This window comes from Streptomyces sp. NPDC085931 (assembly GCF_044540565.1).
Lineage (GTDB): Bacteria > Actinomycetota > Actinomycetes > Streptomycetales > Streptomycetaceae > Streptomyces.
The window spans coordinates 22,153-42,920 of the sequence record NZ_JBITSK010000009.1; the positions used below are offsets into that span (position 1 = coordinate 22,153).

Genomic DNA, 20,768 nt, shown 5'->3' on the forward strand with positions numbered 1-20,768 from the left:
CGGGGTCGCCCGCGCCCCCCCCGGCCCCCCCGCCCCCCCCCCGCCCCCCCCCCGCCGGGGGGCCCCCCCCCCCCCCCCCCCCGGGGGGCCCGGCCCGGGGGGGGGCCGCCCCCCCCACGGCGGGGTGTGCCGTCGTCCGGGGTGTCGTCCGCGTTGTCGTCCGGGTTTCCTCTTGAGCCATGGGGCCCATCATAGAATCATGGGATGATTGACTGTCCACTCCTGTCCGGCCCCCGGACGCCCTCCGGGCCGCCGTTCGTGCGAAGGTGAGCCATGCCCCTGAGCCATCCCCGACGTTCGGCCCTGTCCGAGCAGGTCATCGCCGCGCTGCGGGCCCAGATCACCGCGGGCGAGTGGCCGGTCGGCTCCCGCATCCCGACGGAGCCGGAGCTGGTCGAGCAGCTCGGCGTCGCCCGCAACACCGTCCGTGAGGCCGTCCGCGCCCTGGCGCACAACGGCCTGCTGGACATCCGCCAGGGTTCCGGCACCTACGTCGCGGCGACGAGCGAGCTGGCGGGCGTGATGCAGCGGCGGTTCGCCGACGCCGATCCCCGGCACATCGCCGAGCTGCGCTCCACGCTGGAGTCCTCGGCCGCCCGGCTGGCCGCGCAGCGGCGCACGGAGAGGGACCTCAAGCAGCTCGACGCGCTGCTGCTGCGGCGCGAGGAGGCCTGGGAGTCGGGCGACAAGGAGGCGTTCGTGACTGCGGACGCCACGTTCCACCTGGCCGTGGTGTCCGCCTCGCACAACGACGTGATGACGGCCATGTACGCGGACCTGGGCGAGGTGCTGCGGGACTGGCTGCGCGAGGACGTCGGCGAGGAGCTGACGCCGGAGACGCACATGGACCACGGCCGGCTGCTCGACGCGATCCGCGCGGGTGACGCGGAGCAGGCGGCGGCGGAGGCCGCCCGCTATCCGTTCCTGTGCCGCCTGGGCGGGATCAGTTCCCCTTCCGGTGGCTGATCCACGCCGCGTCGACCTCCTTCCAGCAGCGCCCGGTCAGCCGCACGGTCTGTGCGGGCGCGGTCGCCACCGGCGCGCTGTCGGTGTCGAGGTCCCACCAGCGGGCGCACTCGACGTGCAGGCTCACGCGGTCGGTCTCCGGATACGGGTTGTGGCAGTGCGCGGTCACGAGGGAGCCGGCGACCCGGATGCGGCAGGCGGCGCCGAACGGGTCCGCCGGCTCCTGCTCGCCGGCGGGCACGCGCGCGTGGGGCACCGCCTCGTACGCCGGCGTCAGCACGAGAGCGACGGCGAGGGACACTGAGGCCGTTCGGCGGGACAAGCGCACAAGGAGACCTCCTCGGCCGTGCTGGGGAGGGGCTCGCGTGGTCGACGCGACTCCCAGACTGACCGGCTGCCGCCCGCCGCGCCCGGCCGGCTGCGCCGAACGGGTGACGCCCCGCTCCCCCGCGCGAGCGGGAAACGGGGCGTCCGGGCCGTACGAGGGACGTACGGGGTGGGTCAGGCGCCGATGGCGTGCAGACCGCCGTCCACGTGGATGATCTCGCCGGTGGTCTTCGGGAACCAGTCGCTCAGCAGCGCCACGACGCCGCGGCCGGCCGGCTCCGGGTCCTTCAGGTCCCACTCCAGCGGGGAGCGGGAGTCCCACACCGACGCCAGCTCGCTGAAGCCCGGGATGGACTTGGCGGCCATGGAACCGAGCGGACCGGCCGAGACCAGGTTGCAGCGGATGTTCTGCTTGCCCAGGTCACGGGCCATGTAGCGGCTGGTGGCCTCCAGGGCGGCCTTGGCCGGGCCCATCCAGTCGTACTGCGGCCAGGCGAACTGCGCGTCGAAGGTGAGGCCGACGACCGAGCCGCCGTTCTGCATCAGCGGCAGGCAGGCCATGGTCAGCGACTTCAGGGAGTACGCCGAGACGTGCATGGCGGTGGCGACCGACTCGAACGGCGTGTTCAGGAAGTTGCCGCCGAGGGCGTCCTGCGGGGCGAAGCCGATGGAGTGCACGACACCGTCGAGGCCGCCGAGCTCCTCGCCGACGATGTCGGCCAGGCGCCCCAGGTGCTCGTCGTTGGTCACGTCGAGCTCGATGACCTTGACGGGCTTGGGCAGCTTCTTGGCGATGCGCTCGGTCAGCGTGGGCCGCGGGAACGCGGTGAGGATGACCTCGGCGCCCTGCTCCTGGGCCAGCCTGGCGGTGTGGAAGGCGATGGAGGCCTCCGTCAGCACACCGGTGATCAGGACGCGCTTGCCCTCGAGAATTCCGCTCATGGTGATCAGTGACCCATTCCCAGTCCGCCGTCAACGGGGATGACGGCTCCAGTGATGTACGAGGCGTCGTCCGAGGCGAGGAACCGCACGGCCGCGGCGATCTCCTCCGGCTGGGCGTACCGGCCGAGGGGGACCTGCGACACGATGCCGGAGCGCTGCTCGTCGGTGAGCACCTTGGTCATGTCGGTGTCGACGAAGCCGGGTGCGACGACGTTGAAGGTGATGTTGCGCGAGCCCAGCTCCCGGGCGAGGGACCGCGCGAAGCCGACCAGGGCGGCCTTGGAGGCGGCGTAGTTCGCCTGCCCCGCGGAGCCGAGCAGCCCGACGACCGAGGAGATGAGGACGACACGGCCCTTCTTGGCGCGGAGCATGGCGCGGTTGGCGCGCTTGACGACGCGGAAGGTGCCGGTGAGGTTCGTGTCGATGACCGAGGTGAAGTCCTCCTCGGACATGCGCATCAGGAGCTGGTCCTTGGTGATGCCGGCGTTGGCGACGAGGACCTCGACGGGGCCGTGGGCCTCCTCGATCTCCTTGTAGGCCTGCTCCACCTGCTCGGCGTCGGTGATGTCGCACTTGACAGCCAGGAAGCCGGCCGGCGGCTCACCCGAGCGGTACGTGATGGCGACCTTGTCGCCGGCATCGGCGAAAGCGCGGGCGATGGCGAGGCCGATGCCCCGGTTGCCTCCGGTGACGAGAACCGAGCGGCTCAACGGATCACCCTTTCGGTAGCGGTCTGATACCCCGCCCCGGCGCCTGGACGACAGGCGGCGATGACAGGCGGCTTCCTCGAAAACCTATCGGTCCCGGCACGCCCGCGGACAATCGGGCACCGACAGTGGCGCCGGGGCCTCGCTGTCGGGTCCCTACAGAAGGGCCGCGCTCGTCCAGCCGGAAAGTCGTGGCCCGCGCGCGGGATGGGCGACATGATCGGAGCAGTCACCACGACACCGAGCACGGCAACCACGGTCACCTCGACAGAAAGAGACGGCGGTGCCTCATACCATCGACGAGGCCTTCACGGCCCTCCCCCTACGCGCCCTCGCCGACGCGGCCCTCGCACGCGCGCGTGCGCTGGGCGCCGAGCACGCGGACTTCCGGTTCGAGCGGGTGCGCAGCGCCTCCTGGCGGTTCCGGGACGCCAGGCCCGCCGGGTCGTCGGACACCACCGACCTCGGCTACGCGGTGCGGGTGGTGCACGGCGGCACCTGGGGCTTCGCCTCCGGCGTCGACCTCACCATGGACGCCGCCGCCCGGGTCGCCGGACAGGCGGTGGCCATGGCGAAGCTGTCCGCGCAGGTGATCAGGGCGGCCGGGTCGGACGAGCGCGTCGAGCTGGCCGACGAGCCGGTGCACGCCGACAAGACCTGGATCTCGTCGTACGAGATCGACCCCTTCGGCGTGCCGGACGAGGAGAAGGCCGGGCTGATCGCCGAGTGGAGCGCGCGGCTGCTGGCGGCGCGCGGGGTGGACCACGTCGACGCCTCGCTGCTCACCGTCCACGAGAACAAGTTCTACGCCGACACGGCCGGAACCGTCACCACGCAGCAGCGGGTCCGGCTGCACCCGGTGTTCAACGCCGTCGCGGTCGACGAGTCCAGCGGCGAGTTCGACTCGATGCGCACCCTCGCCCCGCCCGTCGGACGCGGCTGGGAGTACCTGCGGGGCACCGGCTGGGACTGGGAGGGCGAGCTGGAGCGGATCCCGGAGCTGCTGGCCGAGAAGATGCGCGCCCCGAGCGTCGAGCCGGGCCTGTACGACCTGGTCGTCGACCCGTCCAACCTGTGGCTGACCATCCACGAGTCCATCGGCCACGCCACCGAACTCGACCGGGCGCTCGGCTACGAGGCCGCCTACGCCGGCACCTCCTTCGCCACCTTCGACCAGCTGGGCAAGCTGCGCTACGGCTCCGAGCTGATGAACGTCACCGGCGACCGCACCGCCGAGCACGGCCTGGCCACGATCGGCTACGACGACGAGGGCGTCGAGGGCCAGTCCTGGGACCTGGTGCGCGACGGCACGCTCGTCGGCTACCAGCTGGACCGGCGCATCGCGCGGCTGACCGGCTTCGAGCGGTCCAACGGCTGCGCCTACGCCGACTCCCCCGGCCATGTGCCGGTCCAGCGCATGGCCAACGTGTCGCTGCGGCCGGACCCGGCCGGGATGTCGACCGAGGACCTGATCGGCGGCGTGGAGCGCGGCATCTACGTGGTCGGGGACCGGTCCTGGTCGATCGACATGCAGCGCTACAACTTCCAGTTCACCGGGCAGCGCTTCTACCGCATCGAGAACGGGCGGCTGGCCGGGCAGCTGCGGGACGTGGCCTACCAGGCGACCACCACCGACTTCTGGGGCTCGATGGCCGCGGTGGGCGGACCGCAGACCTACGTGCTGGGCGGCGCCTTCAACTGCGGCAAGGCCCAGCCGGGCCAGGTCGCCGCCGTGTCGCACGGCTGCCCCTCGGCGCTGTTCAAGGGCGTCAACATCCTCAACACCACCCAGGAGGCCGGCCGATGAGCGTGCGCACCAGCAAGCCCCACGAGGTCGTCGAGCGCGCCCTCGAACTGTCCCGGGCGGACGGCTGCGTCGTCATCGCCGACGAGCACTCCTCCGCCAACCTGCGCTGGGCGGGCAACGCCCTGACCACCAACGGCGTCACCCGCGGGCGCACCCTCACGGTCGTCGCCACCGTCGACGGCAAGGAGGGCACGGCCTCGGGGGTCGTGTCCCGGTCCGCCGTGACCGCCGACGAGCTGGAGCCCCTGGTGCGGGCCGCCGAGGCCGCCGCGCGCGGCGCCGGTCCCGCCGAGGACGCGCAGCCGCTGGTCTCGGGCGTGGACCGGTCGCCGGAGTTCACCGAGGCGCCCGCCGAGACCTCCTCGGCCGTGTTCGCCGAGTTCGCGCCGGCGCTCGGCGAGGCCTTCGCCCGCGCGCGTGCGGGCGGCCGCGAGCTGTACGGCTTCGCCCACCACCAGCTGGTCTCGTCGTACCTGGGCACCTCCACGGGCCTGCGGCTGCGGCACGACCAGCCGAACGGGACGCTGGAGCTGAACGCGAAGTCGCCCGACCGGACCCGCTCCGCGTGGGCCGGGCGCTCCACGCGGGACTTCAAGGACGTCGACCCGGCCGCCCTGGACGCCGAGCTGGCCGTGCGCCTCGGCTGGGCCGAGCGGCGCGTGGAGCTGCCGGCGGGCCGGTACGAGACGCTGCTGCCGCCGACGGCGGTGGCGGACCTGCTGATCTACCAGCTGTGGTCGGCCTCCGGCCGGGACGCGGTGGAGGGCCGGACGGTGTTCTCCAAGCCGGGCGGGGGCACGCGGGTCGGCGAGAAGCTGACCGACCTGCCGCTGACCCTGCGCAGCGACCCGCACGCGCCCGGCCTGGAGTCGGCGCCGTTCGTGATCGCGCACTCCTCGGGCGGCGACCAGTCGGTGTTCGACAACGGCCTGCCGCTGACGGCCACCGAGTGGATGCGCGAGGGCGAGCTGCGGCACCTGACGACCAGCCGCCACAGCGCGGGCCTGACGGGGCTGCCCGTGGCGCCGGGCATCGACAACCTGATCCTGGACGGGGGCGAGGACCGCTCCCTGGACGAGATGGTGGCGAACACCGAGCGGGGGCTGCTGCTGACCTGCCTGTGGTACATCCGCGAGGTCGATCCGGCGACGCTGCTGCTGACGGGCCTGACCCGGGACGGCGTGTACCTCGTCGAGAACGGCGAGGTGACGGGCGAGGTGAACAACTTCCGGTTCAACGAGTCGCCGGTGGGCCTGCTGGGGCGGGCCACCGAGGCGGGGCGGACGGAGAAGACGCTGCCGAGGGAATGGAGCGACTGGTTCACCAGGGCCGCGATGCCCCCGCTGCGCGTCCCCGATTTCAATATGAGCTCGGTCAGCCAGGGCGTATAACCTCGTACCCACCACGAGCCCAATCAAGGAGATACGAGAACCGTGACGGACATCGTCGACGAGCTGAAGTGGCGCGGGCTGTTCGCCCTGTCCACCGACGAGGACGCTTTGCGCAAGGCGCTCGCGGACGGTCCCGTCACGTTCTATTGCGGTTTCGACCCGACCGCGCCGTCGCTGCACGTGGGGCACCTGGTGCAGGTGCTCACCGTGCGCCGGCTCCAGCAGGCCGGTCACCGTCCGCTGGCGCTGGTCGGCGGCGCCACGGGCCTGATCGGCGACCCCCGCCCCACGGCGGAGCGCACGCTGAACGACCCGGAGACGGTCGGCGGCTGGGTCGACCGGCTGCGCGCCCAGATCGAGCCGTTCCTCGACTTCGAGGGCGACAACGCCGCCGTCATGGTCAACAACCTCGACTGGACGCGGGACCTGTCCGCGATCGAGTTCCTGAGGGACATCGGCAAGCACTTCCGCGTCAACAAGATGCTGACGAAGGACTCCGTGGCCCGCCGCCTGGAGTCCTCCGAGGGCATCAGCTACACGGAGTTCAGCTACCAGCTGCTGCAGGGCATGGACTTCCTGCAGCTCTACCGCCGCTACGGCTGCACGCTGCAGCAGGGCGGCAGCGACCAGTGGGGCAACCTCACGGCGGGCCTGGACCTGATCCACCGCCTGGAGCCGGACGCGACCGTGCACGCCCTGGCGACGCCGCTGATGACGAAGGCGGACGGCACCAAGTTCGGCAAGACCGAGGGCGGCGCCGTCTGGCTGGACCCGGAGATGACCACGCCGTACGCGTTCTACCAGTTCTGGCTGAACGTGGACGACCGGGACATCTCCCGGTACATGCGCATCCTGTCCTTCCGCTCCCGCGAGGAGCTGGAGGAACTGGAGAAGCAGACCGAGGAGCGTCCGCAGGCCCGGGCGGCGCAGCGGGCGCTGGCCGAGGAGCTGACGACGCTGGTGCACGGCGCCGGCCAGACGGCCGCCGTGATCGCCGCGTCCAAGGCCCTCTTCGGCCAGGGCGAGCTGGCGGAGCTGGACGAGCGCACGCTGGCCGCGGCCCTGTCCGAGGTGCCGCACATCCGGGTGGCCGAGCTGGGCCCGGCCGTCGACCTGTTCGCCGAGGTCGGCCTGGTCGCCAGCAAGTCGGCCGCGCGCCGCACGGTGAAGGAGGGCGGCGCGTACGTGAACAACGTGAAGGTCGCCGGCGAGGACGCCGTTCCCGCGAAGGAGGACCTGCTGCACGGCCGCTGGCTGGTGCTGCGCCGGGGCAAGAAGAACCTGGCCGCGGTCGAGGTCACGGGCGGCTGAGCACGCGGCACGGGAAGGGGGCGGTCTCCGGTGCCGGAGGCCGCCCCCTTCGCCCGCGTCCCGTCATGCCCTGCGTCTGCTCCCCCTCGCCGCCGTCCAGGCCCGGTCGCCCAGACCCACGAGGATGAGCGCGGCCACCAGCTGGAAGACGTGCCGCCACCAGTCGATGCCGGCCGTGGCCTCCACACCGGCCGCCCGGGCGATGGCGTTGCCGGCGATACCGCCGATCATGCCCAGGATGACGGTCAGCCACAGGGGAATGTGCTGCTTGCCGGGAATGATCGCCTTCGCGAGCAGACCGAGCACCAGTCCCACAATGATCGCCCACAACCAGCCCATCGCTGCCTCCTCGTCCGGCTCGACCTGAGCTCTACGGCCAGTGTCGGCCGAGCAGCGGTACGCCGCATGCCGACGCCGCCGTACGCGGTACGGCGCAGGCCGCTCGCGCCGCCCGGACCGGCCCCGGTCTCCCAGCGGGCGCAGACGCGGCGTAACGTGGGATCTGTCCTGGTCGGTTCCCCCCACCGGTCCGGGGCTGCGACGGGGCGGGGACGGTCCGATACGGGCGGATGGTGGAATGCGATGCGGAAGCAGCATGGCGGCGGCAACGTCCAGGTTTTCCGGATCACCGGCGCCCGGGCGGGGCTGCAGGAGGACGTACGCGGGCGGCAGCGCAGGTACGTGATCTCGATGACCGTCCGCACGATTTCCGTGATCCTCGCGGCGACCTTGTGGAACGTCGAACGGCACGTGGCCGTCGTGGCGTTGGTGCTCGGGCTGGTGCTCCCGTACGTCGCGGTGGTGATCGCGAACGCCGGGCGCGAGAACGCGCCGTCTCTGCCGTCGACGTTCGTGGCGCCGCCGGTGCGGCCGATGATCGCGCCGCCGGCCGGGCAGGACGGCCGGGCGGAATCCGCCGCGGAAGACGCCGTGTCGGGGACGGTGCCGGGCGCGCGGGGCGAAACCCCCGATCGGTAGGGGCGCCGCGGGCCTTGCGGGCCGCGCTCACAAACGGAAGTGGGCTTCCGGCCAAGCTCAGGAAAAGCTCAGATCAATCATGTTGTTCCGGTGCCGGGCCCGGGGTTACCCGTGACATACTTCGTACGCGCTCCGCATCCCCCGTCGGAGCGACGGACCGACGCCGGGCAGCTCCCCCCGTGGCTGCTCGGCGTCGCCTTTTCTGTGTGCAGTGGTGAGATGAACCTGTGAGTGACGAGACGCCCATCTGTTCCGCGAAGGGCTGCCGTGCCGACGCCGTGTGGGTGCTCGCGTGGAACAACCCGAAGATCCATACGCCGGAGCGGCGCAAGACGTGGCTGGCCTGTGCGGAGCATCGCGAGCACCTGTCGCAGTTCCTCGGGGTGCGGGGCTTCCTGAAGGACGTCGTCGCGTTCGAGGAGTGGCAGGAGCGCGGCTGACCGCTCAGCCGCCGATCGCCGACATCGGGCGGTCCGGCTGCACGAACGAGGGGTCGTCCAGGCCGGCGCCGGCCTTCTTGCCCCACATCGCCAGGCGCCAGAGGCGGGCGATCTCCTCGTCGGGGGCGCCGGAGCGCAGGGCGGCCCGCAGGTCCGTCTCCTCCCGGGCGAACAGGCAGGTGCGGACCTGGCCGTCAGCCGTGAGGCGGGTGCGGTCGCAGGCCGCGCAGAACGGGCGCGTGACGGAGGCGATCACACCGACCACATGCGGGCCGCCGTCGACCAGCCAGCGCTCGGCCGGGGCCGAGCCGCGCTTCTCCTCGCCCTCGGGCGTCAGCTCGAACCGCGTGCGCAGGGAGGCCAGGATGTCGCCTGCCGTGATCATCCCGTCGCGCTTCCAGCCGTGCTGGGCGTCCAGCGGCATCTGCTCGATGAACCGCAGCTCGTACTCGTGCTCCACGGCCCAGGCGAGGAGGTCGGGGGCCTCGTCCTCGTTGAGCCCCGGCATGAGGACCGAGTTGACCTTGACCGGGGTCAGGCCGGCGTCGCGGGCGGCGTCCAGGCCCTCCAGGACGTCCTTGTGGCGGTCGCGGCGGGTGAGTGTCTTGAAGACGTCCGGCCGGAGCGTGTCCAGGGAGACGTTGACCCGGTCCAGGCCCGCCGCTTTGAGGGCCGCCGCCGTGCGCTTGAGGCCGATGCCGTTGGTGGTCAGCGACATCTGGGGGCGGGGCCGAAGGGCCGCGACGCGCTCGACGATGCCGACCAGGCCGGGGCGCAGCAAGGGCTCGCCGCCGGTGAAGCGGACCTCCTCGATCCCGAGGGACGTGACCGCGATGTCGATCAGGCGGACGATCTCGTCGTCGGTGAGCAGATCCGGCTTGGCCAGCCACTGCAGACCCTCCTCGGGCATGCAGTACGTACAGCGCAGATTGCAGCGGTCGGTCAGCGAGACCCTCAGGTCGGTGGCCACTCGGCCGTAGGTGTCGATGAGCACGTGGGCCCCCTCCCTCGACGCGGATCGTGCCCGGAGCACGGGTTCTCCGACACCTGTGAGCCTACGTGACAGCGCTGACAACGCCACAGACCCGATCCCACGACGTGGGACGCGGCCGCGCCGCGGGGACCTGGAGGTTCCTACGACGCGGCCGCAACCGGCCGTTCGTGCTCAGTGGGCGCCGGTGCCGGTCAGGGACCTGACCTCCAACTCGGCGTACTTCTTGGCGTCGGGCTCCTCCTTGGACAGGACCGTGCCGAGCCAGCCCATGAGGAAGCCGAACGGGATGGAGATGATGCCCGGGTTCTTCAGCGGGAACCAGGCGAAGTCGACGTCGGGGAACATCGCCTTGGGGTCGCCGGAGACCACGGGTGAGAACAGCACCAGGCCGACGGCGACGATCAGGCCGCCGTAGATCGACCACAGGGCGCCCTGAGTGGTGAACCGCTTCCAGAACAGGCTGTAGAGGATCGTCGGCAGATTGGCGGAGGCCGCGACCGCGAAGGCGAGGGCGACCAGGCCGGCCACGTTCAGGTCGCGGGCCAGGGCGCCGAGGCCGATGGAGATGACGCCGATGAAGACGGTCGCCCAGCGGGCCGCGCGCACCTCCTCGGCGCCGGAGGCCTGCCCGTTGCGGATGACGTTGGCGTAGATGTCGTGGGCGAAGGAGGACGACGAGGCGAGGGTGAGGCCGGCGACCACGGCGAGGATGGTCGCGAAGGCGACCGCCGAGATCGTGGCGAGCAGGATCGCGCCCCAGGTCGAGTCGACGCCGCCCAGGTGCAGCGCGAGCAGGGGGGCCGCCGTGTTGCCGGACGGGTTGGAGGCGAGGATCTCCTCCTGCGAGATGAGCGCGGCGGCGCCGAAGCCGAGCGCGATCGTCATCAGGTAGAAGCCGCCGATGATGCCGATGGCCCAGTTCACCGACTTACGGGCGGCCTTGGCGTCGGGCACCGTGTAGAAGCGGATGAGGATGTGCGGCAGGCCGGCGGTGCCGAGCACCAGGGCGATGCCCAGGGAGATGAAGTCCAGCTTGGAGGTGCCGGTCGCGCCGTACTGGAGGCCGGGCTCCAGGAAGGCGGCGCCCTTGCCGCTGTTCTCGGCGGCGGTGCCGAGCAGGTCGGAGATGTTGAAGTCGAACTTCAGCAGCACCAGGAAGGTGATCAGGAGGGTGCCGCCGATGAGCAGCACGGCCTTGACCATCTGGACCCAGGTGGTGCCCTTCATGCCGCCGATGGACACGTAGACGATCATCAGGATGCCGACCAGGGCGACGATGAGGATCTTGCCCGCGTCGGAGGTGATGCCGAGCAGCAGCGAGACCAGGACGCCGGCGCCGGCCATCTGGGCCAGCAGGTAGAAGATCGACACGACGATCGTGGAGGTGCCGGCGGCGGTGCGCACCGGGCGCTGGCGCATGCGGTAGGCGAGGACGTCGCCCATGGTGTAGCGGCCGGAGTTCCGCAGCGGCTCGGCCACCAGGAGCAGGGCGACCAGCCAGGCGACCAGGAAGCCGATGGAGTACAGGAAGCCGTCGTAGCCGAAGATGGCGATGGCGCCGGCGATGCCGAGGAAGGACGCGGCCGACATGTAGTCGCCGGAGACGGCGAGGCCGTTCTGGAAGGCGCTGAACTGGCGGCCGCCGGCGTAGAAGTCGGCGGCGTCCTTGGTCTGGCGGCCGGCCCAGATCGTGATGCCGAGGGTGGCCAGGACGAACAGCGCGAACAGGGTGATGATCAGCGGGCGGTGCTCGCTGGCCTCGTTCGCGGCGAGCAGGGTCTGGTGTGCGGTGCTCATGCGCCGCCCTCCATCCGGGACTTGATGGCCTCGGCCTTGGGGTCGAGCTTCGCGGCGGCGTGCTTGGAGTACCACCAGGCGATGAGGAACGTGGTGACGAACTGGGCGACGCCGAGGACGAAGGCGACGTTGATGTTGCCGAACAGCTTGGTGCCCATGAAGCCGCCGGCGTAGTTCGACAGCAGCACGTACAGCAGGTACCAGGCGATGAAGGCGACGGTCAGCGGAAAGGCGAAGGAGCGGTAGGAGCGGCGCAGTTCACCGAACTCCGCGCTCTCCTGCACCTCGGTGAACTCCTCGGGTGAGGGGAGTTTGTGTTGCTCTTTCGAGGGGGGCGGTGCGTCGGCGGCCACGGAGTCTCCTCGCAAATGACGAAAGCGGTGGGTACGGGGACGGAGGCGAGTGTCCTCGCGCTCCTTGTTCAACGTCACGGCGGCACACGGGGAGCGGTTCAACCGCGTCGCGTTCTTTCCGAAGTCGTTCCGGCGAAACGTTGCTGGCCGGCGAGAGGCCGGGATAGCTTCACCCTGCACCACCTCGTCATGTACCTGCCCGAGCACCACCTGTGCCTCGGGCCGGTTTCGTTTCCGGAGGATGTGGAGACCCCATGTCTCACTTGCGTTCCAGACGCCGGCTCGCTCTCGCCGTGCCCGTCGTGCTGTCGCTGACGGCCTCGCTCGGTTTCCTGCCCGCCGCCGCCTCGGCGGCCCCGCAGGCGGAGCGGGCCACCCGGACGGCGGACGCGCCGCGGCTGGCGTACGTCGTCAACACCAAGACCGACCGCCACACGATCGCCTCGGTCAAGAAGGCGATCGGGAAGGCCGGCGGCTCGGTCGTGGCGACGTACGAGCGGATCGGCGTCCTCGTCGTCCACTCCTCGAACCCCGACTTCGCCAAGACCGTTCGCACGGTGCGCGGAGTCCACTCGGCCGGTGCCACGCGCACGGCGCCGCTGGCCGCCGCGGGCACGAAGGAGGAGGGCGCCGCCCGGTACCTGACGGCCGCCGAGGCCGAGCGGGTCGAGGCCGCCTCCGCGCGGACGCCCGAGAGCGAGCCCCTCGAAGCGGACCAGTGGGACCTGCGCGCGATCGGCGCCGACAAGGCCGCGCAGATCGCCCCGGGCAGCCGCAAGGTGACGGTCGCGGTGATCGACACCGGCGTGGACGACACCCACCCCGACATCGCCCCGAACTTCTCCGCCTCCCAGTCCGCCAACTGCGCGGGCGGCAAGGCCGACACCACCGAGGGCGCCTGGCGGCCGTACACGCCCGAGGACTACCACGGCACGCATGTCGCCGGGTCCATAGCCGCCGCCCGGAACGGAGTCGGCGTCGCCGGCGTCGCTCCGGGGGTGAAGGTGTCCAGCATCAACGTGACCGACCGGGCGAGCGGCCTCTTCTACCCGGAGAGCGTCGTCTGCGCGTTCGTGTTCGCCGCCGACCACGGCGTCGAGATCACGAACAACAGCTACTACGTCGACCCGTGGCTGTACAACTGCATGGACGACCCGGACCAGCGCGCCGTCGTCACGGCGGTCAACCGGGCCCAGCTGTACGCCCAGAAGAAGGGCACGCTGCACGTCGCCGCGGCGGGCAACTCCAACCACGACCTGGACGCCGACGCGATCGTCGACGACTCCAGCCCGAACGACACCACCCCGGTCGAGCGCACCATCGACCCGCACGAGTGCTTCGACATCCCGACCCAGCTGCCGGGTGTCGTCACGGTCAGCGCGACCGGTGTGCAGAACGTCAAGTCGTACTACTCGACCTACGGCAAGGGCGTCGTCGACGTCGCCGCGCCGGGCGGTGACCGCCGCTACCAGATCCCGGACACGCCCTCCAAGGACGGCCGGATCCTGTCCACCATGCCGAACGGCGCGTGGGCCTTCCTGCAGGGCACCTCGATGGCCTCGCCGCACGCCTCGGGCGTCGCCGCGCTGCTGAAGTCCAAGTACCCGTGGGCCTCGCCGGCCCAGCTGCAGGCGCTGCTGAAGGCGCAGGCCGACGAGACCGCCTGCCCCACGTCGTACGACCAGGACGGCGACGGCACGCAGGACGCGGTGTGCGAGGGCGGCGAGCGCGTCAACGGCTTCTACGGCCACGGCATCGTCAACGCGCTGCGCGCGGTCAAGTGACCCGCGCCTTCCGGGCCGCCTCCACGACCACCTTCCGCACAGCCGCCTCGTACCGCGAACGAACTGGAGACACCATGACTGCGCCGCACGCGCGCTACCGCCGCGCCGTCGCGATCCCGGCCGGGATGGCCATGGCCACGGCCCTCGCGTTCCTGCCGAACGCCACGGCCACGGCCGCCGAGGACGCCCCCGCCGCGGTCTCGGCCGACGCGACCCCGCTCAGCTACGTCGTCAACGTCAAGCCGGGCCACGGCACGTCGGCGCACGTGAAGAAGGCCGTCGGCAAGGCCGGCGGCACGATCGTGACGTCGTACGACCAGATCGGCGTCCTCGTCGTCCACTCCTCGAACCCCGACTTCGCCAAGACCATCCGCACGGTGCGCGGCGTGCAGTCGGCCGGTGCCACCCGCACCGCGCCGCTGCCCTCGGCGTCGACGGGTGACCTGGGCGCGCCGAAGGTGCTGAGCGCGGCCGAGGTCGCGCGGGCCGAGGCGGCGGCCGGCCAGGACCCGCTGGAGTCCCTGCAGTGGGACCTGCCCGCCATCAAGGCGGACAAGGCGCACGAGAAGTCGCTGGGCAGCGACAAGGTCACGGTCGCCGTGATCGACACCGGCGTGGACGACACCCACCCCGACATCGCGCCCAACTTCGACCGCAAGGCGTCGGTCAACTGCGTCACGGGCAAGCCGGACACCTCCGACGGTGCCTGGCGGCCGAGCGCGGCGGAGAGCCCGCACGGCACCCACGTGGCCGGTGAGATCGCCGCCGCCAAGAACGGCGTCGGCATGACGGGTGTCGCGCCCGGCGTGAAGGTCTCCGGCATCAAGGTGTCCACCACGGCCGGCTTCTTCTACACGGAGGCCGTGGTGTGCGGCTTCGTGTGGGCGGCCGAGCACGGGGTCGACGTGACGAACAACAGCTATTACACCGACCCGTGGTACTTCAACTGCAAGAACGACCCGGACCAGAAGGCGCTCGTGGAGGCCGTCACGCGCGCCTCGCGGTACGCCGAGAAGAAGGGCGCGGTCAACGTCGCGGCGGCGGGCAACGAGAACTACGACCTCGCCTCCGACTCGATCACCGACCCCTCCTCCCCGAACGACACCACGCCCGGCGAGCGGGTCGTCGACCCCTCGGAGTGCCTCGACATACCCACCCAGCTCCCGGGTGTCGTCACGGTCGCGGCGACGGGCGCGAAGGGCATCAAGTCGTCCTTCTCCAACTACGGTCTGGGCGTGGCCGACATCGCCGCGCCGGGCGGCGACTCCACGGCCTACCAGACGCCGGCGCCGCCGGCCACCAGCGGGCTGATCCTGGGCACGCTGCCGGGCGGCAAGTGGGGCTACATGGCCGGTACGTCGATGGCGTCCCCGCACGTCGCGGGCGTCGCCGCGCTCATCAAGTCGACGCACCCGTACGCCTCCCCGGCCCTGGTGAAGGCCCTGCTGTACGCGCAGGCCGACGCCAAGGCGTGCACGGACCCGTACGACATCGACGCCGACGGCAAGATCGACGCGGTGTGCGAGGGTTCGAAGAACCGCAACGGCTTCTACGGCTGGGGCATCACCGACGCGCTGGACGCGGTGACCAAGTAGCGTCCGTGTGACGACGGAACGGGCCGGGCGGGGACATCCGCCCGGCCCGTCCCGTTCCCGCGGGACGGCGGGCCGACCCCGCTCCCGGCTTGCCCGGACCTGTGGAGGTTGGTGAAGATCCTGGGGTGACCTTGACAAGATCTGCACCTGTGACGGGCCGGGCGCGGCAGCGGGGCGGCGCCGGGCGGGCCGTCGCCGTCCTGGTGCTCGTGACCCTGGGCGCGCTCGTTCCGCTGCTCGGCCCGTCCGCCGCGCTGCACGGCACCGGGGAGGCCGAGGCGCCCGGCGCCGGGGGCATAGCCCTGCTGCGCACGGTGCTGTTCGCGGCGCTGTGCATACCGGTCGGCGAGCTGTTCGTGAACCGGCTGGCGCGGTCGGTGCCGGGGGCTGCGCCGGGCCTGCCGCCCAGCTGGTCGTCCTGGGCGGCCGCCGCCGGCTTCCTGGCCGCGCTGGGACTCGCCTCGGTCGTGGCCACCGGCAATCTGGTGCCGGGCGCCCTCGCGGACATCGACGTCGGCGGCCTGTACGCCTCCCGGGACGGCAAGCTGGCCCTGCTGGAGGTCAACGCCTTCCTCGTGGCGGGCCTGTGCGCGGTGTCCCGGCGCCCGGCCGCGCAGGTGCTGCCGCTGGCCGCCGTCATCGTCGCCGAGGCGCTGCGCGCCCATCCCACGACCGAGCACACCCCGCTGACCGGCTCCGCCCTGACGCTCGTCCATCTGACCTGTGCCGCCCTGTGGGTGGGCGGTCTGCTGCACGCCCTGCGCGTGCTGCGGCGGTGGCGCGACCCGGCGGGCGCGGCCCTGCTGGGCCTCTACGCGCGCGTGGCGGCGGTACTGCTGGCCGCCATCACCGCCACGGGCGTGTGCAGTTCACTGCGGCGGATGCCGCCGGAGACGATCCTGGAGCAGCTGACGGCGACGGCGTACGGACGCGTCCTGCTCGCCAAGGTGCTGCTCGTGGCCGCCGTCGCCGCGCTCGCCCTGTGGGCCCGGCGGCGGCTGCGCCGGGCGGCCGATCCGCTGACCGCCTGCGCACCGGCCCGGGCGGAGGTGGTCGCGCTCGGCCTGGTGGTCGCGGTGTCCGGAGCGCTGACCGCGCTGCCGGTGCCCATCCGCTGGTAGACGCGGCCCTCCGGCCCCCGGCCGGCCTCAGGCCACCCGCATCTCGCCGTACGTCGCGGCCGGAGCGCGGCGGGCGTCGAGCGCCCCGAGTGCGCCGCCGGCCAGCAGGGTCTGCGCGGCGAGGTAGGTGAGCATGATCCAGAAGTCGGGGCGGGGCGGCTGCGGCCAGTCGGCGACGCCGGTCGCGATGAGGGTGTCGGAGAGCAGGAAGAGCGCCCCGCCCAGGCCGGTGAAGAGGCCGAGCCGGGTACCGGCCGCGTATGCCATGGCCGTGAGCAGGAGGCTGTACCCGGCGACGGGGACGCGCAGGTGCGCGGGCAGGTCCGGCCACAGCAGCGCGACGGTCGTCAGGAGGGCGCCGGCGTAGGCGAGGGCCGCAAGGCCCGCCCGCGCGCGGGGGACGGCGTAGCGGCTGCCGTGCGTGCGGAACAGCAGGAGGTAGCAGACGTGTCCCGCCGCGAAGGAGGCCATCCCGGCGAGGAAGGCCGGCTCGGCGTCGGACAGCAGCAGGACGTCCCCGCCCCAGCCGAACAGCAGGGCGGCCAGGAGCGGCCGGGGCGCCCGGCGCAGGGCGGCCCACAGCGCCAGCAGCGGCATCAGCAGCGGCTTGGCGACGGTGTGCCCGGCGTCGAAGCCGGCCGCGAGACAGGCGAGGTCGACGACCGCGGTGAGGCCGAAGACGACCAGGACGAGACGCGGGCGGTTCACGCCGGCGGGCTCTTCCGGGCGGGCGCGGTTTCGACGACGGGCTCCCGCCCCGCCGGAGTCCCGGGCGGGAGGGGAGCCGCCGCGGCGGCGCCGGCCGGCGCCGCCGCCCGCGCCGGGCCCCATCCCGGGCCCCGGAACACCCGTCCCGCGCGTTCGCTCCAACTGCGGGCCGCGCGCAGGTCCTTGGCGATCGCCACGTACTCGTGGGTGGCCACCTTCAGCAGGTTGTAGGTGTCGATGTTCTTGGTCAGCCCGTAGCGGGGCCGCTCGGTCTCCGCGACGAACGAGCCGAACAGCCGGTCCCAGACGATGAGGATGCCGCCGAAGTTGCGGTCCAGGTAGCCGCCCTGGGAGGCGTGGTGGACGCGGTGGTGCGAGGGCGTGTTGAAGACGAACTCGAACCACCGGGGCATCTTGTCGATCCGCTCGGTGTGGATCCAGAACTGGTAGACGAGGTTGGCCGAGGAGCAGAACGCGAGCGCGGCCGGGTGCACGCCGGCGAGGATGAGCGGCACGTAGAACGGCCACACCGTCAGGGACGTCCAGGGCTGGCGCAGCGCGGTGGTGAGGTTGAACTTGCGGCTGGAGTGGTGGACGACGTGACAGGCCCACAGGATGCGGATGACGTGGTGGCCCCGGTGGGACCAGTAGTAGAAGAAGTCCTGCCCGAGCAGCATCAGCGGGATCGTCCACCACAGCACGGGCACGCGCAGGGGCGTGAGTTCGTACAGAGCGGTGTAGACGGCCAGGATCGGGATCTTCCACAGGAAGTCGAAGGCGAGGCTGCCGAGCCCCATGCCGACGCTCGTGGCGGCGTCCTTCGCCTCGTAGCCCGCGGCGTCCTCGTCGGGGTGGAGACGGTAGCTCACCATCTCGACCACGGTGAGCAGCACGAAGGCGGGGATCGACCACAGCACGACATCGGGCAGGTTCGGCATGCAAGCACCGTAGGACCGCCGTCCCGGGCCCACCAGACGTTGTTACCGACAAGTATGGACGACGGTACGCGCTTGCTTCTTGGCGATCTCCGCCAAAGCGGCCCCCGTCGAGCAGACGTACGCCCCACGAACAGACAGACCGGACAAGCCGCCTGAGGGGGCATCGGGAAGGCGCGCGGTCGCGCACCTGGCGCACGGCGGTGTCAGTCCCGGCCCGTATCCTCGTGAACCATGCTCGAAGACCTGACGACCGCAGCGCTCTCCGCCACGGCGTGGCCGGCCGCATATCCCCGGGGATACGCGGTCGTTGACGTGGAGACCACGGGCCTGGCCCGGGACGACCGCATCATCTCCGCGGCCGTCTACCGGCTGGACGCGCGCGGCGAGGTCGAGGACCACTGGTACACGACGGTCAACCCGGAGCGCGACCCGGGCCCGGTGTGGATCCACGGGCTGACGAGCGAGGCGCTGGAGGGCGCTCCCCTCTTCCAGGACATCGCCGAGGAGTTCGCGGCCCGGCTGACGGACCGGGTCCTCGTCGCGCACAACGCCGTCTTCGACTGGCAGATGATCGCCCGGGAGTACGCGCGCGCCCGGCGCGAGGCTCCGGTGCGCCAGCGGCTGTGCACCATCGCGCTCTCCAAGGAGCTGGGGCTGCCGCTGCCCAACCACAAGCTGGAGTCCCTCGCGGCGCACTTCGGCGTGGTGCAGCAGCGGGCGCACCACGCGCTGGACGACGCGCGCGTGCTGGCGGAGGCGTTCCGCCCCAGCCTGCGGGCCGCGGCGGCGAGCAACCTGCGGCTGCCGCTGCACGAGTGCCGGCCGCTGACGGAGTGGTCGGACCGCCCCGCCACGCCCCGCATCGGGCAGCAGGCCGGCTACGGCGGCTACCGGCCGACCAGTTGGCGCCCCTCGCGCAAGCGCCCCGCCTGCCCCTACCCCAACCCGGGGCGCTACGAGCCGGGCGGGCGGCTCAAGCAGGGGATGCGGGTCGCCTTCTCGGGTGACACCTCGACCGAGCGGGAGCTGCTGGAGGACCGCGCGACCGAGGCCGGGCTGCACGTGGCCACCAGCCTGTCCCGGCTGACGAGCCTGCTCGTCACGAACGACCCGGACTCGGGCACCTCCAAGGTGGTCAAGGCCCGCCAGTTCGGCACGCCGGTCGTGGACGAGGCGGCCTTCGGGCAGCTCCTCGCGGACGTGGAACCGGCGTCCGAGGGGTGAGTCCGGCCGCGGCGCGGGGCGACCGCACGGACGGGTGATGGGCGGGTGACCGCACGGACGGGTGATGTCCGGGTGACCGTACGGACGGGTGATTGCCGGGCGACTCGCCCGGCGGCCGCTCGCCCGGGCCGGGGCCACGGCCCACCCTGTGGCCCATGGCGACCTGTGAGGTTTGTGGCAATCAGTACGGAATGACCTTCGAGGTGCACGCGCAGGGCGCGGTGCACGTCTTCGACTGCTTCGCCTGCGCGATCCACCGCATGGCCCCCATCTGCGAGCACTGCCGCGTGCAGATCATCGGGCAGGGCGTGGAGGTCGAGGGCCACTGGTACTGCGGCGCCCACTGCGCCCGCGCGGAGGGAAAGGCGGGCATCGTCGACAAGGTCTGAACCCGTACCCACCTGAATGCACCCCGCGACCGAGTTGTACGGTCGTGGGGTGTACCGCTTCCTGATGTCCCGGCAGTGGGTGATCGTCACGCTGATCGCCCTGCTCCTCATCCCCACGATGATCAGGCTGGGCATCTGGCAGATGCACCGCTACCAGGAGCGCACCGCCCGGAACGAGCTGGTCGCCGACGCGCTGGCCGCCGATCCGGTCCCCGTGGAGCAGCTGACCGCGCCCGGGCACACCGTGACCAGCGACGAGCGGTACCGGACCGTGACCGCCACGGGCCGCTTCGACGCCGAGGACGAGGTCGTCGTCCGCCGCCGCACCAACTCCGACGACGAGGTCGGCTACCACGTCCTGACCCCGTTCGTCCTGGACGACGGCAAGGTGCTGCTGGTCAACCGGGGCTGGGTGCCCTCCGGGCCGACCCAGACCGCGTTCCCGGAGGTCCCCGCACCGCCCGCCGGCGAGGTCACGGTCCGGGGCCGGCTGATGCCCAGCGAGACGACCGCGGCCAGCGGCATCAAGAACCTCAGCGACCTGCCGGACCGGCAGATCATGCTGATCAACAGCGAGCAGCAGGCGCGCCGGCTGGGCGCCGAGGTGCTCGGCGGGTACATCGCCCTGACGGCGCCCGAGCCCAAGGGCGACACGCCCGAGCCGCTGGGCAACCCCGGCAAGGAGGACGCGGCGCTGAACTACGCGTACGCCGTCCAGTGGTGGCTGTTCTCCGCCGCCGTCCCGGTCGGCTGGGTGATCCTGGCCCGCCGCGAGGCCCGGGACCGGGCGCAGACGGCGGCCGCGCAGCAGGACGCCGACGAGGCGGAACCGGCGGCGGTCTGACCGCGCCCGGCCGCGACACCCGCGGCGGTCCGTCGTCGTCCAGGGGCTTCGGCGCAGGGGCCGACCGGCCCGGACGCGGCCCCGTGGACGCGACCGAAAGTCACTCCCGCGGCCCCTGCCCTGATTGCCACGCCGAGTTGCCGGGAACCCGC

Annotated in this window: 21 protein-coding genes; 12 read left to right on the forward strand and 9 right to left on the reverse strand. The window is 72.0% G+C overall.

Going from position 1 to position 20,768, the window contains the following annotated elements; genetic code table 11:
• The first annotated feature begins 273 nt into the window (after positions 1 to 273).
• On the forward strand, positions 274 to 966 hold the full coding sequence (locus ACIGAN_RS20310; RefSeq protein ID WP_365739780.1) for a FadR/GntR family transcriptional regulator: 693 nt from the start codon (positions 274 to 276) through the stop codon (positions 964 to 966).
• Here ACIGAN_RS20310 and ACIGAN_RS20315 read toward each other — a convergent pair.
• From ACIGAN_RS20315 to fabG, 3 genes are all read right to left on the reverse strand, one after another.
• Entirely contained in the window at positions 944 to 1,294 is a 351-nt protein-coding gene (locus ACIGAN_RS20315; protein ID WP_399859240.1) for a hypothetical protein, read from the reverse strand. The genes ACIGAN_RS20310 and ACIGAN_RS20315 overlap by 23 nt on opposite strands.
• A gap of 173 nt (positions 1,295 to 1,467) precedes the next feature.
• A complete protein-coding gene (gene fabI, locus ACIGAN_RS20320) occupies positions 1,468 to 2,235 on the reverse strand; it encodes an enoyl-ACP reductase FabI (protein ID WP_365089262.1) in 768 nt (255 codons plus the stop codon).
• A gap of 5 nt (positions 2,236 to 2,240) precedes the next feature.
• Positions 2,241 to 2,945: a 3-oxoacyl-[acyl-carrier-protein] reductase gene (fabG, locus tag ACIGAN_RS20325; protein WP_309093614.1), complete on the reverse strand. Its 705-nt coding sequence runs from the start codon at positions 2,943 to 2,945 to the stop codon at positions 2,241 to 2,243.
• 280 nt (positions 2,946 to 3,225) lie between these two features.
• Between fabG and ACIGAN_RS20330 the strand changes: the two genes are divergently transcribed.
• Genes ACIGAN_RS20330 through tyrS form a run of 3 tightly spaced genes read left to right on the forward strand, consistent with a single transcriptional unit; the run spans position 3,226 to position 7,451 of the window.
• Complete coding sequence (locus ACIGAN_RS20330) at positions 3,226 to 4,749, forward strand: TldD/PmbA family protein (RefSeq protein ID WP_365089261.1); 1,524 nt, start codon at positions 3,226 to 3,228, stop codon at positions 4,747 to 4,749.
• Complete coding sequence (locus tag ACIGAN_RS20335; RefSeq protein WP_399859245.1) at positions 4,746 to 6,140, forward strand: metallopeptidase TldD-related protein; 1,395 nt, start codon at positions 4,746 to 4,748, stop codon at positions 6,138 to 6,140. The genes ACIGAN_RS20330 and ACIGAN_RS20335 overlap by 4 nt, the downstream gene beginning before the upstream one ends.
• 42 nt (positions 6,141 to 6,182) lie before the next feature.
• A complete protein-coding gene (gene tyrS, locus ACIGAN_RS20340) occupies positions 6,183 to 7,451 on the forward strand; it encodes a tyrosine--tRNA ligase (protein WP_365089258.1) in 1,269 nt (422 codons plus the stop codon).
• Positions 7,452 to 7,514: 63 nt separating this feature from the next.
• Here the strand turns inward: tyrS and ACIGAN_RS20345 are convergent, their stop codons facing one another.
• Complete coding sequence (locus ACIGAN_RS20345) at positions 7,515 to 7,790, reverse strand: GlsB/YeaQ/YmgE family stress response membrane protein (protein WP_365089256.1); 276 nt, start codon at positions 7,788 to 7,790, stop codon at positions 7,515 to 7,517.
• A gap of 243 nt (positions 7,791 to 8,033) precedes the next feature.
• On the opposite strand from ACIGAN_RS20345, the gene ACIGAN_RS20350 reads away from it, so the two are divergent.
• Together ACIGAN_RS20350 and ACIGAN_RS20355 are read left to right on the forward strand one after the other, a co-directional pair.
• Complete coding sequence (locus tag ACIGAN_RS20350; RefSeq protein ID WP_365089254.1) at positions 8,034 to 8,429, forward strand: DUF3099 domain-containing protein; 396 nt, start codon at positions 8,034 to 8,036, stop codon at positions 8,427 to 8,429.
• A gap of 227 nt (positions 8,430 to 8,656) precedes the next feature.
• Positions 8,657 to 8,869, forward strand: coding sequence for a hypothetical protein (locus tag ACIGAN_RS20355; RefSeq protein ID WP_365739783.1), 213 nt, complete (start codon positions 8,657 to 8,659; stop codon positions 8,867 to 8,869).
• 4 nt (positions 8,870 to 8,873) lie between these two features.
• On the opposite strand, the gene moaA is transcribed toward ACIGAN_RS20355, so the two are convergent.
• The 3 genes from moaA to ACIGAN_RS20370 form a co-directional block, all read right to left on the reverse strand.
• A complete protein-coding gene (moaA, locus tag ACIGAN_RS20360) occupies positions 8,874 to 9,863 on the reverse strand; it encodes a GTP 3',8-cyclase MoaA (protein ID WP_399859250.1) in 990 nt (329 codons plus the stop codon).
• Positions 9,864 to 10,034: 171 nt separating this feature from the next.
• Positions 10,035 to 11,660 (reverse strand): cation acetate symporter, encoded by a 1,626-nt coding sequence (locus ACIGAN_RS20365; protein ID WP_399859252.1) that lies wholly within the window; start codon positions 11,658 to 11,660, stop codon positions 10,035 to 10,037.
• On the reverse strand, positions 11,657 to 12,013 hold the full coding sequence (locus ACIGAN_RS20370) for a DUF485 domain-containing protein (RefSeq protein WP_365089246.1): 357 nt from the start codon (positions 12,011 to 12,013) through the stop codon (positions 11,657 to 11,659). The genes ACIGAN_RS20365 and ACIGAN_RS20370 overlap by 4 nt, the downstream gene beginning before the upstream one ends.
• Positions 12,014 to 12,267: 254 nt before the next feature.
• On the opposite strand from ACIGAN_RS20370, the gene ACIGAN_RS20375 reads away from it, so the two are divergent.
• The 3 genes from ACIGAN_RS20375 (at position 12,268) to ACIGAN_RS20385 (ending at position 16,513) form a co-directional block, all read left to right on the forward strand.
• Positions 12,268 to 13,797, forward strand: a complete 1,530-nt coding sequence (locus tag ACIGAN_RS20375; RefSeq protein WP_365089244.1) for a S8 family peptidase — start codon at positions 12,268 to 12,270, stop codon at positions 13,795 to 13,797.
• 74 nt (positions 13,798 to 13,871) lie between these two features.
• Positions 13,872 to 15,392, forward strand: a complete 1,521-nt coding sequence (locus tag ACIGAN_RS20380; protein WP_399859255.1) for a S8 family peptidase — start codon at positions 13,872 to 13,874, stop codon at positions 15,390 to 15,392.
• A 149-nt stretch (positions 15,393 to 15,541) separates the two neighbouring features.
• Positions 15,542 to 16,513 carry a CopD family protein gene (locus ACIGAN_RS20385; RefSeq protein WP_399859258.1) on the forward strand — a complete coding sequence of 324 codons (972 nt, stop codon included), beginning with the start codon at positions 15,542 to 15,544 and terminating at the stop codon, positions 16,511 to 16,513.
• Positions 16,514 to 16,540: 27 nt separating this feature from the next.
• Here ACIGAN_RS20385 and ACIGAN_RS20390 read toward each other — a convergent pair whose 3' ends face one another.
• Both ACIGAN_RS20390 and ACIGAN_RS20395 read right to left on the reverse strand, forming a co-directional pair.
• A complete protein-coding gene (locus ACIGAN_RS20390) occupies positions 16,541 to 17,221 on the reverse strand; it encodes a lysoplasmalogenase (protein ID WP_399859261.1) in 681 nt (226 codons plus the stop codon).
• Positions 17,218 to 18,159, reverse strand: a complete 942-nt coding sequence (locus tag ACIGAN_RS20395) for a sterol desaturase family protein (RefSeq protein WP_399859264.1) — start codon at positions 18,157 to 18,159, stop codon at positions 17,218 to 17,220. The genes ACIGAN_RS20390 and ACIGAN_RS20395 overlap by 4 nt, the downstream gene beginning before the upstream one ends.
• A gap of 231 nt (positions 18,160 to 18,390) precedes the next feature.
• On the opposite strand from ACIGAN_RS20395, the gene ACIGAN_RS20400 reads away from it, so the two are divergent.
• The 3 genes from ACIGAN_RS20400 to ACIGAN_RS20410 all read left to right on the forward strand — a co-directional run bounded on the left by ACIGAN_RS20400 (position 18,391) and on the right by ACIGAN_RS20410 (position 20,616).
• Positions 18,391 to 19,383, forward strand: coding sequence for a DEDDh family exonuclease (locus ACIGAN_RS20400; RefSeq protein WP_365739789.1), 993 nt, complete (start codon positions 18,391 to 18,393; stop codon positions 19,381 to 19,383).
• 155 nt (positions 19,384 to 19,538) lie between these two features.
• Complete coding sequence (locus ACIGAN_RS20405) at positions 19,539 to 19,772, forward strand: hypothetical protein (RefSeq protein ID WP_094056481.1); 234 nt, start codon at positions 19,539 to 19,541, stop codon at positions 19,770 to 19,772.
• 49 nt (positions 19,773 to 19,821) lie between these two features.
• Complete coding sequence (locus ACIGAN_RS20410) at positions 19,822 to 20,616, forward strand: SURF1 family cytochrome oxidase biogenesis protein (RefSeq protein ID WP_399859267.1); 795 nt, start codon at positions 19,822 to 19,824, stop codon at positions 20,614 to 20,616.
• The last annotated feature ends 152 nt before the right edge of the window (positions 20,617 to 20,768 follow it).

Coding starts and splice junctions, on each gene's coding strand:
- ACIGAN_RS20395 (WP_399859264.1), bottom strand. CDS start 18,159: ATGCCGAACCTGCCCGATGTCGTGCTGTGGTCGATCCCCGCCTTCGTG.
- ACIGAN_RS20400 (WP_365739789.1), top strand. CDS start 18,391: ATGCTCGAAGACCTGACGACCGCAGCGCTCTCCGCCACGGCGTGGCCG.
- ACIGAN_RS20375 (WP_365089244.1), top strand. CDS start 12,268: ATGTCTCACTTGCGTTCCAGACGCCGGCTCGCTCTCGCCGTGCCCGTC.
- ACIGAN_RS20345 (WP_365089256.1), bottom strand. CDS start 7,790: ATGGGCTGGTTGTGGGCGATCATTGTGGGACTGGTGCTCGGTCTGCTC.
- ACIGAN_RS20335 (WP_399859245.1), top strand. CDS start 4,746: ATGAGCGTGCGCACCAGCAAGCCCCACGAGGTCGTCGAGCGCGCCCTC.
- fabI (WP_365089262.1), bottom strand. CDS start 2,235: ATGAGCGGAATTCTCGAGGGCAAGCGCGTCCTGATCACCGGTGTGCTG.
- ACIGAN_RS20405 (WP_094056481.1), top strand. CDS start 19,539: ATGGCGACCTGTGAGGTTTGTGGCAATCAGTACGGAATGACCTTCGAG.
- ACIGAN_RS20380 (WP_399859255.1), top strand. CDS start 13,872: ATGACTGCGCCGCACGCGCGCTACCGCCGCGCCGTCGCGATCCCGGCC.
- ACIGAN_RS20365 (WP_399859252.1), bottom strand. CDS start 11,660: ATGAGCACCGCACACCAGACCCTGCTCGCCGCGAACGAGGCCAGCGAG.
- ACIGAN_RS20350 (WP_365089254.1), top strand. CDS start 8,034: ATGCGGAAGCAGCATGGCGGCGGCAACGTCCAGGTTTTCCGGATCACC.
- ACIGAN_RS20310 (WP_365739780.1), top strand. CDS start 274: ATGCCCCTGAGCCATCCCCGACGTTCGGCCCTGTCCGAGCAGGTCATC.